This window comes from Paraburkholderia terricola, from assembly GCF_900142195.1.
Lineage (GTDB): Bacteria > Pseudomonadota > Gammaproteobacteria > Burkholderiales > Burkholderiaceae > Paraburkholderia > Paraburkholderia terricola.
In genome coordinates, this window is record NZ_FRAB01000013.1 from 63415 (window position 1) to 76368 (window position 12954).

General features: G+C 64.2%; 14 protein-coding genes. 9 read left to right on the forward strand and 5 right to left on the reverse strand.

Annotated features, from left to right (window positions below; all coding sequences use genetic code 11):
- Positions 1–88: 88 nt before the first annotated feature.
- The 4 genes from BUE39_RS13670 to BUE39_RS13685 are packed head-to-tail and all read left to right on the forward strand — an operon-like array spanning position 89 to position 4607.
- Positions 89–1069: a chromate resistance protein ChrB domain-containing protein gene (locus tag BUE39_RS13670; RefSeq protein WP_073429198.1), complete on the forward strand. Its 981-nt coding sequence runs from the start codon at positions 89–91 to the stop codon at positions 1067–1069.
- The gene (locus BUE39_RS13675) at positions 1066–2250 is read left to right on the forward strand and encodes a chromate transporter (RefSeq protein WP_073429199.1); all 1185 of its coding nucleotides are present in this window, start codon (positions 1066–1068) and stop codon (positions 2248–2250) included. The genes BUE39_RS13670 and BUE39_RS13675 overlap by 4 nt, the downstream gene beginning before the upstream one ends.
- A 33-nt stretch (positions 2251–2283) precedes the next feature.
- Positions 2284–3543, forward strand: coding sequence for an MFS transporter (locus tag BUE39_RS13680; RefSeq protein WP_227470422.1), 1260 nt, complete (start codon positions 2284–2286; stop codon positions 3541–3543).
- A gap of 14 nt (positions 3544–3557) precedes the next feature.
- Positions 3558–4607 carry a YncE family protein gene (locus BUE39_RS13685; protein ID WP_090518785.1) on the forward strand — a complete coding sequence of 350 codons (1050 nt, stop codon included), beginning with the start codon at positions 3558–3560 and terminating at the stop codon, positions 4605–4607.
- Positions 4608–4687: 80 nt separating this feature from the next.
- On the opposite strand, the gene BUE39_RS13690 is transcribed toward BUE39_RS13685, so the two are convergent.
- Positions 4688–5041: a hypothetical protein gene (locus tag BUE39_RS13690; RefSeq protein WP_073429200.1), complete on the reverse strand. Its 354-nt coding sequence runs from the start codon at positions 5039–5041 to the stop codon at positions 4688–4690.
- A gap of 326 nt (positions 5042–5367) precedes the next feature.
- Here BUE39_RS13690 and BUE39_RS13695 point away from each other — a divergent pair, with 326 nt between their 5' ends.
- The 4 genes from BUE39_RS13695 to BUE39_RS13710 all read left to right on the forward strand — a co-directional run bounded on the left by BUE39_RS13695 (position 5368) and on the right by BUE39_RS13710 (position 7453).
- A complete protein-coding gene (locus BUE39_RS13695) occupies positions 5368–5901 on the forward strand; it encodes a DUF4142 domain-containing protein (RefSeq protein WP_073429201.1) in 534 nt (177 codons plus the stop codon).
- Between the two features lie 4 nt (positions 5902–5905).
- Positions 5906–6277 (forward strand): cupredoxin domain-containing protein, encoded by a 372-nt coding sequence (locus BUE39_RS13700; RefSeq protein ID WP_073429202.1) that lies wholly within the window; start codon positions 5906–5908, stop codon positions 6275–6277.
- Between the two features lie 23 nt (positions 6278–6300).
- Complete coding sequence (locus BUE39_RS13705) at positions 6301–7005, forward strand: RNA polymerase sigma factor (protein WP_073429203.1); 705 nt, start codon at positions 6301–6303, stop codon at positions 7003–7005.
- 73 nt (positions 7006–7078) lie between these two features.
- Complete coding sequence (locus BUE39_RS13710) at positions 7079–7453, forward strand: hypothetical protein (protein ID WP_073429204.1); 375 nt, start codon at positions 7079–7081, stop codon at positions 7451–7453.
- Positions 7454–7519: 66 nt separating this feature from the next.
- Here BUE39_RS13710 and BUE39_RS13715 read toward each other — a convergent pair whose 3' ends face one another.
- A complete protein-coding gene (locus BUE39_RS13715; protein ID WP_073429205.1) occupies positions 7520–7933 on the reverse strand; it encodes a hypothetical protein in 414 nt (137 codons plus the stop codon).
- 349 nt (positions 7934–8282) lie between these two features.
- Here BUE39_RS13715 and BUE39_RS13720 point away from each other — a divergent pair, with 349 nt between their 5' ends.
- Complete coding sequence (locus tag BUE39_RS13720; protein ID WP_235004875.1) at positions 8283–9383, forward strand: acyltransferase family protein; 1101 nt, start codon at positions 8283–8285, stop codon at positions 9381–9383.
- 25 nt (positions 9384–9408) lie between these two features.
- Here the strand turns inward: BUE39_RS13720 and BUE39_RS13725 are convergent, their stop codons facing one another.
- From BUE39_RS13725 to BUE39_RS13735, 3 genes are all read right to left on the reverse strand, one after another.
- Positions 9409–10116, reverse strand: a complete 708-nt coding sequence (locus BUE39_RS13725; protein ID WP_073429207.1) for a transcriptional regulator NanR — start codon at positions 10114–10116, stop codon at positions 9409–9411.
- A 147-nt stretch (positions 10117–10263) separates the two neighbouring features.
- Positions 10264–11703, reverse strand: a complete 1440-nt coding sequence (oiaK, locus tag BUE39_RS13730) for a 3-oxo-isoapionate kinase OiaK (protein ID WP_412534862.1) — start codon at positions 11701–11703, stop codon at positions 10264–10266.
- Positions 11700–12944 carry a ribulose-bisphosphate carboxylase large subunit family protein gene (locus tag BUE39_RS13735; protein ID WP_073429208.1) on the reverse strand — a complete coding sequence of 415 codons (1245 nt, stop codon included), beginning with the start codon at positions 12942–12944 and terminating at the stop codon, positions 11700–11702. The genes oiaK and BUE39_RS13735 overlap by 4 nt, the downstream gene beginning before the upstream one ends.
- Between the last annotated feature and the right edge of the window lie 10 nt (positions 12945–12954).

Here is a 12954-nt window from a genome sequence, read left to right on the forward strand (position 1 = left end):
GCGACACGCCACCGAAAACCGATAATCCTTGCCTGGACGAACATCAAAAATCTTGTAGAACCTGCGACACGGATGTAGTTTACGTCACATGACTACACTCACCACCTGGTCCCTGCTGGTTCTCACGCTCCCTACCGAAAACGCCACGGCCCGCATGCGTTTCTGGCGCGCGCTAAAAGCGAAGGGATGTGCCGTGCTACGCGACGGCATCTATCTGCTGCCTTATACCGAAGAGCGCGAGCAGATGCTGCGCGAGCTGGCGAGCGCCATCGCGGACAGCGGCGGCAACGCGTATCTGCTGCGCGCGCCGAGCCTCGATGCCGTGCAGGAAGCGGAATTCCGGGCGCTTTTCGACCGCGCTGAAGACCACGCGGCGTTCATGCGTTCCCTGAAAGACGCACGCAAGACGATCTCGGGCCAATCCGCAGCCGATCTCACCCGGTTGCGGCGACGCTTGCGCAAGGACTACGAGACCATCGTCGCGACCGACTACTTCCCGGGCGACACCGCAACGCGTGCGCAAGCCGCGTGGCAAGACTTCATCGGGCTGGTCGACACCGTGCTTTCGCCGGGTGAGCCTCGTTCGGCCGAGCAACCCATTCGAAGCCTGTCGGCCAGCGACTATCAAGGACGCACCTGGGCCACGCGGCAGCATCCGTGGGTCGATCGTGTCGCGAGCGCCTGGCTGATCCGGCGCTTCATCGATCGCGACGCACGTTTCATCTGGCTCACATCACCCAGTGCCTGCCCCGCTGACGCACTCGGTTTCGACTTCGACGGCGCCGCGTTCACGCACATCGGCGAACGCGTGACGTTCGAGGTGCTGGTCGCGAGCTTCGGGCTGGAGAAGGAGCCCGCGCTGCGGCGGATCGCAGAGATGGTTCACGCGCTCGACGTGGGCGGCGCCGCCGTTCCCGAGGCCGCCGGTTTCGAAGCCGTGATGGCCGGCGCAAGCGAACGCGCGGCGCACGACGATCAGTTGCTCGATGAAATGAGTCGCGTGCTGGATTCGCTCTACACGCACTTCACATCGGCCGCGAAAAGCCGGGACGCCGGAGGACGATCATGACTACCACGACGGTGACGGCGCCGGGCTACACGCTCGGCCAGTTGGTGCTGTACATGCTGCGCCTTGGCGCGTTCGGGTTCGGCGGACCCGTGGCGCTGGTCGGTTACATGCACCGTGACCTGGTCGAGGAAAAGAACTGGATCAGCGAGTCGGATTACCGCGAGGGACTGGCGCTCGCGCAGATGATGCCGGGGCCGCTGGCTGCGCAACTCGGCATCTATATGGGCTACGTGCACTATCGGATCGTGGGCGCGACGCTGGCCGGCATCGCCTTCATCCTGCCGTCGTTCCTGATGGTGGTCGGCCTCGGCTGGGCCTACGCCCACTTCGGCGGACTCTCGTGGATGCAGGCCGCCTTCTACGGCGTGGGCGCCGCCGTGGTCGGCATCATCGCGATGAGCGCGTACAAACTCACCACCAGGACCATCGGCGGAAACAGACTCCTGTGGGCGATCTACCTGACGCTCGCGGCGGTAACCGTCATCACCGAATCCGAGATCGCGTGGCTTTTCATCGCGGGCGGCGTCGTCAACTGGTTCGTCGCGGCTCCCCCGAAATGGCTCCGCAAGGGCGGCCTGAATGTCGTTGCCGCCACGCAGTTGCCGGCCGCAAGCGGTGTTCTCAGCGGTATCGACTGGCCTCTGCTCGGCCAGATCGGGCTGTTCTTCATGAAGGCGGGCGCGTTTGTGTTCGGCTCGGGACTGGCGATCGTGCCGTTCCTTTACGGCGGCGTCGTCACCGAGCATCACTGGCTCAACGACAAGCAGTTCGTCGATGCCGTGGCCGTCGCGATGATCACGCCGGGACCCGTCGTGATCACGGTTGGATTCATCGGCTATCTGGTCGCGGGACTGCCGGGCGCCTGCGTGGCGGCGCTCGGCACGTTCCTGCCTTGCTATCTCTTCACGGTGCTGCCGGCGCCGTACTTCAAGAAGTACGGCAAGCTGCCCGCGGTCAAGGCCTTCGTGGACGGCATCACCGCCGCTGCCGTAGGCGCCATTACGGGCTCGGTGATCGTGATCGCACGGCGCTCGATCGTCGACTGGCCGACTGTTCTGCTCGCGCTCGCCACCGTCCTGCTGCTGTGGCGCTTCAAGAAACTGCAGGAGCCGGTCGTCGTCATCGCCGCCGCGCTCATCGGTCTTGCCGTGTACCCGCTGATTCATTCGCACGCCATTTGAGCGCGCGCGCGGACACCCGCGAGGACGACATTCATGGTCACGCGTACGGCGATGAGAGGACTCAGGGCACGGCTGTCCGCCTTGCTCCTTCCCGAAGGCATCGAGCGAGGCGCTTCGATTCTGCTTGCGGCTCGCGCCTTGCGCGGCATCTGCGACGGTTTTATCGCGGTGCTGCTGCCCGGCTATCTGCTGGCGCTCGGCTTTGGGCAACTGGCCGTCGGTCTCATCAGCACGACCACCTTGTTCGGGTCCGCCATCGCAACGGTGCTGGTGGGTTTCGCGGGCAATCGCTTTACGCAGCGCGGCCTGTTGCTCTTCGCGGCGGCGCTGATGATGGCGACAGGTCTTGCTTTCGCAGGCGTGTCTTCGCTATGGCCGCTACTCGTGGTCGCGTTCGTCGGCACGCTGAACCCGAGTTCCGGCGATGTCAGCCTGTTTCTTCCGCTCGAGCATGCGAGGCTCGCCGAGTCCGCAACGGGAGACGCACGAACCGCCCTGTTCGCACGTTATAGCCTCGTCGGCGCGCTCTCCGCGGCAGTGGGCGCACTCGCGGCTGGCCTGCCCGAGTCGATCGCCGCAGGGTCGGCTGCTTCTCCGCTCACGGCGATACGGGCGATGTTCGTCCTCTATGCCATCGCGGGAGCCGTGATCTGGTTCCTCTACCGACGCCTACCGGCGCGCCGGTCCAGGCCCGACACGCCGCGCGTGCCGCTGGGTCCCTCGCGGGGAATCGTCGCGCGCCTTGCCCTGCTCTTTAGTGTCGATGCGTTTGCAGGCGGACTTCTCGTCAACTCGCTACTGACCTTGTGGTTGATCCAGCGGTTCGGACTGTCGCTTGCCGCGGCCGGCCAGTTCTTTTTCTGGGCGGGGCTGCTGAGCGCGGGCTCTCAACTTGCCGCCGCACCGTTGTCACGCCGGATCGGCCTGCTCAACACCATGGTGTTCACGCATATCCCTTCGAGCCTATGCCTGATTGGCGCGGCGTTTGCGCCATCGCTCACGCTGACCCTGGCGCTTCTGCTTGCACGCAGTGCGCTATCGCAGATGGATGTGCCCACGCGCAGCGCCTACGTGATGTCGGTGGTGACGCCCGGCGAGCGTCCCGCCGCGGCCAGCTTCACGGCGGTGCCGCGAAGCCTGGCAGCCGCGCTCGCGCCCACCCTCTCAGGGGCACTGCTGGGCCTTGGGTGGCTCGGCGCCCCGCTTGTCGTGTGCGGCGCGCTGAAGATCGCGTACGACCTGTCGCTGCTCGCCGCATTCCGTCACGTCAAGCTCGACGGAGGTTCATCATGACCGATCGTAATGGCATGGGTCGCCGCTGCTTTGCCTCGTTGTTTGCCTCGTTGTTTGCCTCGTTGTTCGCGGTGGTCTCGATGGCCGCGGTCGCGGCGCTTATCGTCCATGACAGCGCGGCGGCTCATGACAAGCCGGCGGCGACGACGCTGCCGCTGACGCACGTCGCCGACATCCCGCTACCCGGCCGCGCCTCGCGCCTCGATTACGCGAGCTACGACCCGGCCCGGCACCTGCTCTTCATCGCGCACCTCGGCGACAGCGAAGTAATTGTCTTCGATACGCAGACCTCGCGTGTCGTCGGCCGTATCGGCAACATCGCCGCCGTGCACGGCGTTCTGGTGGTGCCCGAGGAGTCGCGCCTCTACGCGTCCGCAACGGGCACGAACGAGGTCGTCGCCATCGACGAGGCCACCCTGAAAATCACCGCGCGCATGCCGGGCGGCGTCTATCCGGACGGAATGGCCTATGCGCCGGAGAACCGGAAACTCTATGTGTCGGACGAGACCGGTGAAACTGAAACGGTGATCGATACCCGGTCCAATCGCCGCATCAACACGATCGCGTTGGGGGGCGAAGCCGGCAACACCCAATACGATGCCGCGTCCCGTCATATCTTCGTCAATGTTCAGACCCGACGGCAACTCGTCGAAATCGATCCGGCGAACGACGCGATCGTCGCGCGGATCGATCTGCCGGGCGCGCGAGGCAACCACGGCCTCCATATCGTTGCGCAATCGCACCTCGCCTTTATCGCGTGCGAAGGCAACGACAGATTACTGACGCTGAATCTGCTCACGAGGCAGGTTGTCCAGTCATTCGAGGTCGGCGGCGATCCCGATGTGCTGGCGTTCGATCCCGGACCGGGCACGCTTTACGTTGCTGGCGAAGCCGGGATCGTATCGATGTTCGCCGTTGGCGCTTCAGCCGTGACGAAAATCGGCGAAGGTCGCATAGGGCCGAACGCGCATGTGGTCGGCGTCGATCCATCGACGCATCGCGTGTATTTCCCCCTGAAAAACGTCGACGGGCATCCCGTACTGCGCGTGATGGCGCCCCGTTGAGGTGTTGTTTCGAAGGAAAGCGATGACAGGCGACTCGCTGATCCGCACCGGGGCATCCTGTGGTCGGCAGTTAATCGCGCTCACTTCCCCGCACCCGTCGCCGGCACACAAGTCAGCATCAACGCGCTCCCGTTGCCCGCTTCGGCACTTAGCATCGCGCGATGAAACTCGCGGTGATCGCATGACCATTCGGCGATGAAGTCCGCGGCACACGACGCATGGGGCGTGCGAGCGGGCCTGGCCTTCACCACGTAGCGGCATGTTTCGCGTTCGTTGCAGCGCCTCGCGAGATCGCGCGTGACGTTGCCCGTTGCCGCGCCGCAATTCGCGCCATAGGTTGCCGATTCGACACGTATGTGCTGCGCCTGGCCGGCCTGCGCGGCGATGCCGAGCGCGGCCGCACTGACGATTGCAATACGCCCAGGAATGTTCATGCTTGCCTCCCGCATCGGGACGTTGCGTTCGACGGCGCTGCAATGATCGGCGCGCCAGATCGCACTACCGCTACGCGCAAAAGGCAACGCCGGCGATGCCGGCCCGGCGTTCGCGGGTCGCCGCCGTGCATGCGGTAAACGTTAGCGTGGATCGCGTATTCGCGAAAGCGCGAAGTAATCCATCGCTACGGACCCCTGCGCGGAAACCCAAATTCAAATCCGGAACGGGGCATCGACACGCGACATCTAAGTTCATATCCGCGTCGCTGTTTCGTCATCGACGACACCAACCGACGCGACGTGTCGTTATCACCGGGAGAATTCGTATGAGCATCATCAAGACGGGATGGGTCGGCGCGCTGGTCTTGTCCAGTTTCGCTGCGTGGGCGCAAGGCGCCGGGCCAACGGACCCGCAAATCGCGGCGATCGTCGTTACCGCAAACCAGGTCGATATCGACGCCGGCAAGCTCGCGCAGTCGAAATCCAGCTCGAAAGACGTGAAAGCCTTCGGGCAACAGATGGTCACCGACCATGGCGGCGTCAACAAGGCGGCCGTCGACCTGGCGCACAAACTGAACGTCACACCGGAGGAGAACGCAACGAGCCGGAGCCTCAAGCAAGGCGGCGAGGACAATCTCGCGAACCTGAAGAAGCTCGACGGCGCGGCGTTCGACAAGGCGTATATCGATCACGAAGTCACCTATCATGAAAACGTACTCGATGCGCTCGACAAGACCTTGATTCCGAACGCACGGAATGGCGAACTGAAGGCGCTGCTCGTCAAGGTGCGGCCGGCCTTCGTCGCGCATCTGGACCATGCGAAGCACTTGCAGGCTTCGCTGGGCAAGAGCGGTGGCTGAGCGCATGAGTTGGCATGCCGCGAACTTGCGTCGGCGCGGCGGTCCACGCATCGGACCGGCCTGGCTCGCGGGCGCGTTGCTGGCAAGCGTCTGCTTCGCGGCAACGGTCGATGCGAGCGCGTCGCCCAGGACTTATGTCGTCAGCATCGAAGGCATGCGCTTCGATCCGCCGAGGCTGACGGTGCATCGCGGCGACAAGGTCGTCTGGACCAACCGCGATCCGTTTCCGCACACAGTGAGCGCAAGCTCCCATGCCTTCGATTCGCGGAGCATCGCTGCAAACGCATCGTGGACCCACGTCGTGCGCCGATCGGGCAGCTACCCTTACCTATGCCGCTTCCATCCCACGATGCAAGGCACGCTGACCGTGCAATGAAACGGCTGACTTCAGGAGCCATCATGACGAATCCCGCAGCGCGGACGGCGAACCAGGCAGACGACGACCCATCGATCGCCCGTCGCATCGCGGCAGGCGACCGGTCGGCGTTCGAACTGATGATGCGCCGGTACAACCGGCGCCTGTTTCGCCTCGCGCGCGCCGTGTTGCCATGCGACGCCGATGCGGAGGACGCGCTACAGGACGCGTATCTGTCCGCCTATCGGGCAATCGGACAGTTTCGCGGCGACGCCACGCTCTTCACGTGGCTTTCGCGGCTCGTGCTCAACGAATGCTTCGGTCGGGTGCGCCGGCATGCGCGGCGTCAAAACATCATCCCGCTGGTGGACACGAACCCCGATACCGATACCGATACCGAGGCCGATGCGATGGCTGAGCACGATCACGATCCTTCCTATCATGCCGCGGCACGCGCCGAGGTCCGGGTTTTGCTGGAACGTAAACTGGACCGGTTGCCCGCCGCGTTTCGCATCGTATTCATGCTGCGTTCGGTCGAGGAAATGAGCGTCGAGGAAACCGCGTCGTGCCTCGATATTTCCGAGGCGACCGTGCGCAGCCGGCATTTTCGCGCGCGGAGCATGCTGCGCGAATCGCTCGCGCGCGACCTCGATCTGGCCGAGCGCGATCTCTTCGAATTTGGCGGCGGTCATTGCGACCGGCTGGTTGCCGCGGTGCTGTCGCGCCTGGAGAGCGGCGAGAACGGCTGACCTTCGAGCCATGCCGTGCTCGTTGTCCTGCTCATTGCCCTGCTTTATCCGGCGTTGGATTGGGAGCTACATCATGGAACCCGCATTGGTATTGAAAACGGCAACGGTATTGCTCGCGCTGGGCGCGCTCGGCGGGCTCGTCATGGCCGGCATGCGTTTCGCCGGCCAGCCTCATCCGCCGGCATGGCTTGCCATGCTGCACGGCTCGGTCGCCGCCGCGGCGCTCACGCTATTGATTTATGCGGCCGCCACGGTCGGATTGCCCGCGCTCGCGCTTGGCGCACTGATCCTTTTTCTGATCGCGGGCGCGGGCGGCGCAGTGCTGAATCTCCGCTATCACTGGAAGATGCTCGCGTTGCCCAAGTGGCTGATCGTGGTTCACGCGGGCGTCGCCGTGTTGGGCTTCGCGCTATTGGTGATCGCGGCGTGGGCCGCGTCCGGCGCATAAGCGGCTCTGGATGCCTGCCGGAGCAAGTGCGCCGCTCGACCGCCGTGCGCCGGTTCAGAAAGAAAGTCAGCGCACGGGTTGACCGACAATCCACGCCCATGCCGCCCGCAGGCGTCGCGCGCGGTCTTCGAAGAGATACGACGCGGCCAGCGCGAATAGCGCTGAAGCCACCCCCGTCAACACGTGCTCGACAATGGGAATGCGATAGTGACTCGCATGCGAATAGGCGTCGCCTAACGTCGTCAGAAAGCCGACCATCAGCGCATTGCTATATCGGTGCGCGAAGAATTTCGCCGCGGGCGTGAACGTCAGAAGTATGGCGAGGAGTCCGGTGAGCAGCCCCGTCTGGAACGCGATGGTCCAATGAGCAAGGCTCATGACATTGCCCCAACTCCCCGGCATGCAGGTCATGCACGCACTGGTCGGCTGCCAGAAACGCTGAATAAACAGCCTGACGCGGCGCTTCCATTCGCTTGACATGATGTATCCCCGTCGAGCCTGCGCATCCATGCGGACATGCTGGAATACTACACCGCGATTGCCGCCGTCCAGACCCGGACCGCCCGCCAATTGTCCGGCTCCAGATGCCATGCGCGGCAGGCGCTTCACGCCGATCAGCCGTGAGTAAAAACGCGGGCTTGAATAGCGGCTCTGCATTGTTTATCGGCTTCGCAATACTTTCGCAATACCTTCGCAATACCATTAATTTCAGCTTTTTTTTCGGTTTTTGTTCTTAACCGCGGAGGTAACATCGTCGCAGCCTGAAAAAGAGGGGCAACCCATGACGATGACCTTGACTCCGCCGGCGTCCGCGAAAATAAGCAAGTCGTTGAAAATAGACGCCATTCGATTCCTTGCGGCGTTCTGGGTCCTGATGTATCACTTTCGTCCGCCCCTCTTCAAGGAGCTTTTGCCGCATCGGCTCGCTTTTTTAGGCGGCGCGTTGTGGTCGGGATCGACCGCGCTGTTTGCGGGTCCGGCAGCCGTCATCGTGTTCTTTGTCATTTCCGGCTATTGCATCCACAACGCGTATCAGAAGGATGTCGCCCTCAAGCCGATCAACTATTACGCGTCCCGATTCGTCCGCATCGGATTGCCGCTCGCGATCCTGCTATGCCTCGTTCAACCTTTGCCGACGGGGCAGAATTATCTCGAGTCCGTGTTGTGGTCGCTTTACTGCGAAATGGCGTATTACGCCGTTTATCCCATCTTGCGCCCGCACTTTCGCTACATCGGCGAAATGATCGTGGGCAGTGCAATGGCGGCCGCGGTCATGGTGACGGTGGTTCGCCAGTTCGGGCATCCCGCCTGTTACGGCTGCGTCTATGAGACGTATCGAATTCCGGGTACGGCTTTACTCTATGCATCGGGATGGATTTTCGGCTGCCTGATCGCGGAAACGCAGCGCAATGCGGAGCAGTTCCAGGTTCGCAGCGCGTATTCGCCGCTCACGATGATGATCAAGAACGGGCTTGATCGGACCACGCATTACCTGGCGAACTACCTGATTGCGCTCAGAGTGGCGATTGTCGTGGCCGGCGCGGCGATCATGATCCTGCTCTCCGAATCGAATCTCAAGCCGGCGATCGTGCCGTTGATTACGCCTGATATCACGCTTCCGCTATTTCAGTTTCTCGCGGCAATCTGGATCGCGACGGAAACCGCCACGCCTTCCAAAGCCGGCATCTGGTCCACCCTCGCGGCTTTCGGGGCGTGGTCGTATAGCCTTTATCTTTGCCATAAGATGGCGCTCGCATTGCTGGAAATGAGCGGCTTCGACGGCACGTCACGATTCGCGTGGTTCGTACAGGTGCCATTGGCATTCGCCATCAGTTACGCGTTCTACCGGATGATCGAAAGGCCCTCGCATACGGTTTCGCAACGGCTGCGCAAATACACGCCGAATTCGCCGGCCGCGCCCGTGGCCTGAGCCGCCGAGCCGAGCTTCGACACCGCTACGTCTGCCCCAGCGTCCGATACAACTCGTTCGCGCGATTCAGATGCGCGCGCATCGCTTCGGCCGCTCCGTCGCCGTCGTGTCTGGCAATCGCGTCGACAATTCGCTGATGCTCCGACAGCGTCAACTCCTCCGCGCCGGGCGCGCGCACGAGCGGCCGGTAGTACTCGCCCGCCCAGCGAAACAGCGATTCGACAATCGACGGGAAAATCGGATTGCCGCTGATCAACGCGATCTCGCGGTGAAACGCCATGTCGCGCTCGATGAACTCCTCCAGATTGACCATCGAGGCACGATGCCGCGCCACGCTGAGTTGCAGACGCGCCACGTCTTCCTCGGTCGCGCGCTCCGCCGCCATGCGCGCGGTGCCCGTTTCGAGAAAAACCCGCGCCTCTTTCAGATGAGCCAGCATGTCGGGATGACTGCGCAGCAGGTGCATCGCGCCGCCGGCGATCTGCGCGATCAACCGGTCGGCCGTGGGCACGACGACTCGCGCGCGCTCACCGTGCACGATTTCGACAATGCCGGAGCGCTCCAACGTTTGCAGTGCCTCGCGAATGGCGGGCCGGCCCACGCCATAAATTTCCATCAACTCCCGCTCCGACGGAAGCTGCGCGCCGGGCGCGATTTCGCCCGAACGGATGCGTTCCATGAGCCGGTCGACAACTTCCTGATACAGCTTTCGGCGCTGAATGATCTCAGCCATGACATGTCCGCGTAAAACCAAGTGGTGTAATGACCTTACCACGGACACGCCGCCCGATGGAAGGGCGCGAGGACAGCGCGGAGCATGATCCGGCGAGAGCGGCAGCCTGCGACGCAACCGCTCTCTCGCTCGACACGCGCCCGAACGTTATATCGCCGACACGCGCCCTTCCCTGACCGCGCCGAAGAACGCGGCATCGCCGATCTGCCCGCCTTTCAGCACGATTTGCAGACCATCGCGCCGCGGCTCGGCCGACCATGCGCGGCACAGCGGCGCGCCAGGCGCGAGCCCTGCCACGACGCTCAGCGCATCGATACCCAGCGCGCTCGCCACCTCGCCGGAACTGTCGCCACCCGCGACCACCACGCGCGTCAGCGCGACGCTATCGAGCAGGCGCCGCATCACCTCGGCCAAGGCACGCCCGACCTGGCGCGCCGCATCGTGCCGCGCGAGTCCGGCGGCGCACGCAATGGCGTCGAAGCCGCTTACCGCCGGATCGTCCGGCCCTTCGGCGCTATGCACGATCACGCTGACGCCACGATTCAACGCCTGCGTGGCCGCCATCACGACGCGTTCGATCTCGGCGGCGCCGTCGCGCGAATCGAGCGCCCTCGGCAAATCGAGGCGCTCGGTGTGAAAACCGTGCGCGCGCGCCCAGCCGATTTGCGCGGCCGTCACCGGCGAGCAACTGCCGCTCACTGCCGCAATCGCCTGCACGGGATCGGCGACCGGTAGCGACGGCGTCGGCGGCAACAATCCACACGCGCGCCAATGCGCCGCCAGCGCGTATTGCAGACCCGACGACGACGCCGTGAATATCCCGCCGCCACGCTGCTCCCAAACCAGACGCCCTGCCGCAGCCAGGGTCGCTTCGTCGAGCACGTCGATCAGGACGACCGGCGTGTCGGGCGCACTCAGCGCTCGCACTCGCGACGCGACATCGGCGCCGCGCAGTTGAAGCATGTCGATCAGTTCGATGCGCCGCGCCGTTTGCCTCGCGAGATGCAGGCGAAGATCGGCCTCGTTCATCGGCGTGACGGGATGCCGCGACATGGTCGGATGCCGGTCGAGCCGGTAGCCGACGCCATCCACGGCGGCGAACAGGTTGCCGAACATCTGATAACGCTTCAGGCGCGGTGCGCCGATCACCATCGGCGACCAGTGGCCGGGGCTATGCCTGACGCCGATGTCGATCGCGCGGCCGATCGACCCGACCTCGGCGGACGAATCGAAGGTCGAGCACACCTTGTATTGCAAAATCGGCGCACCGAGCGCGGCGAGGCTTGCAAAGGCATCCGCAAGCTCGTCGTCCATCCATGCGCTCGAACGTCCACGCGACGAACCCGCCATGCCCACGCAGCGCACTTCGGGAAAACGCGCCAGCAACTCGCGCGTCGGCTTTTGCAGACACAGCACGGTCGGCACGCCGGCGGCTTGCATGGCTTCCATCGCGTCCGTCGAGCCGGTGAAGTCGTCGCCGTAATAGGCGAGCAGCAACCCCGCGGGCCACGCTGTCGCGTTCGTCGCGTTCGTCGCGTTCGTCGCGTTCGTCGCGTTCGTCGCGTTCATCGGCTCGGTCCCGTTCATTTCCAGAACTCCAGCGCGGCGTTCAGTGCCGGATGCCTCGAAGCATGCTGCCTGAGCGGCACGCCTTCGATCGCCGCGACCCACGCCTCGCGCAACGCCTCGACGCCCGCCGCCACGCCGCCCGGATGACCGAAGATGCCGCCGCCCGCCGTATGAATCAGATCCGCGCAGCCGATCGCGGCGTAGGTGTCCGCGGCCTGCAAGCCGGTCTGCCCCGAACTGAACACCGGCATCGCGGACATCGGCGCTTCGGGCATCACCGGCGCGAGCACCGCGCGCGCGGCGGCGATCACGCTGTCGTCGGGCTCGCTGAACTTGTTGCGCAGCCCGTTCACATGCAGATGATCGGCGCCCGCAAGACGCCAGATCATTTGCCACGGCGCGTAGTCCCAACCCAATTCGGCGCAGCGCGACAGATAACCCCAGCCGGCGCGATGCGCGTGAATCGGCAACTGCGCGTGTCGCCGCAATTCATGCATGCCGACCAGACCGATCGAGTTGAGCACCGCCATCACGCAGGTGCCGCCCTCGGCCAGCACGAGATCATGACGACGACGCATCTGATCGAGATCGCCCGTCAGGTTGAACGCGACCATCGCCTTCTTGCCGGTGCGATCCGCTTCCGCGTTGACCACGCGCATCACGGCCCGCACCCGTTCGTCGAACGGACAATGCGGACCGTCGGCCTGCAATTCATCGTCCTTGATGAAGTCGATGCCGCCCGCGACGAGTTCACGCACCTGCTGCGCCGTCTGCTCCGGCGACAAGCCGACGCTCGGTTTGATGATCGTGCCGATCAACGGGCCGCGCGTGACCCCGCTCAGCCGCCGCGTGCCTTCGATACCGAACGCGGGCCCCGGATACGCGGAGGCGAACGACGGCGGCAATGTCAGCCCGGTCAGGCGCAAGCCCGACACCTGCCGCAGTTCGAACAGATTGCCCGCGATGGTCGACAGCAGATTCGGCAAGGACGCACCGAGGTTTTCGATCGGCCACGACAGTTCGAGCGTGCAACGCGTATAGCGCTCCGACACGATTCCGCCGGCGAGACTCGGCCGACCGACCGTCTCCAGCACCGTCAAACCTTCGACGCGTGCGCCCGAGCGCGCCTTCAGTTCGGGCGTTTCGTTGGGCAACGCGACAAAGGTGCCGCTCGACTGCTCACCCGCGATCACGTCGGCGGCGCGTTGTGGATCGTCGCCGGTTTCGAGCCAGTAAGTGGCGTGGATGCGTTCGCTCACGATATCAATC

Bases quoted from the DNA above. Each gene is read 5' to 3' on its own strand.
- BUE39_RS13710 (WP_073429204.1), top strand. From the start codon at position 7,079: ATGGAACCCGCATTGGTATTGAAAACGGCAACGGTATTGCTCGCGCTG.
- BUE39_RS13715 (WP_073429205.1), bottom strand. From the start codon at position 7,933: ATGTCAAGCGAATGGAAGCGCCGCGTCAGGCTGTTTATTCAGCGTTTC.
- BUE39_RS13725 (WP_073429207.1), bottom strand. From the start codon at position 10,116: ATGGCTGAGATCATTCAGCGCCGAAAGCTGTATCAGGAAGTTGTCGAC.
- oiaK (WP_412534862.1), bottom strand. From the start codon at position 11,703: ATGAACGGGACCGAGCCGATGAACGCGACGAACGCGACGAACGCGACG.
- BUE39_RS13690 (WP_073429200.1), bottom strand. From the start codon at position 5,041: ATGAACATTCCTGGGCGTATTGCAATCGTCAGTGCGGCCGCGCTCGGC.
- BUE39_RS13685 (WP_090518785.1), top strand. From the start codon at position 3,558: ATGGGTCGCCGCTGCTTTGCCTCGTTGTTTGCCTCGTTGTTTGCCTCG.
- BUE39_RS13675 (WP_073429199.1), top strand. From the start codon at position 1,066: ATGACTACCACGACGGTGACGGCGCCGGGCTACACGCTCGGCCAGTTG.
- BUE39_RS13670 (WP_073429198.1), top strand. From the start codon at position 89: ATGACTACACTCACCACCTGGTCCCTGCTGGTTCTCACGCTCCCTACC.
- BUE39_RS13700 (WP_073429202.1), top strand. From the start codon at position 5,906: ATGAGTTGGCATGCCGCGAACTTGCGTCGGCGCGGCGGTCCACGCATC.
- BUE39_RS13705 (WP_073429203.1), top strand. From the start codon at position 6,301: ATGACGAATCCCGCAGCGCGGACGGCGAACCAGGCAGACGACGACCCA.
- BUE39_RS13680 (WP_227470422.1), top strand. From the start codon at position 2,284: ATGGTCACGCGTACGGCGATGAGAGGACTCAGGGCACGGCTGTCCGCC.
- BUE39_RS13695 (WP_073429201.1), top strand. From the start codon at position 5,368: ATGAGCATCATCAAGACGGGATGGGTCGGCGCGCTGGTCTTGTCCAGT.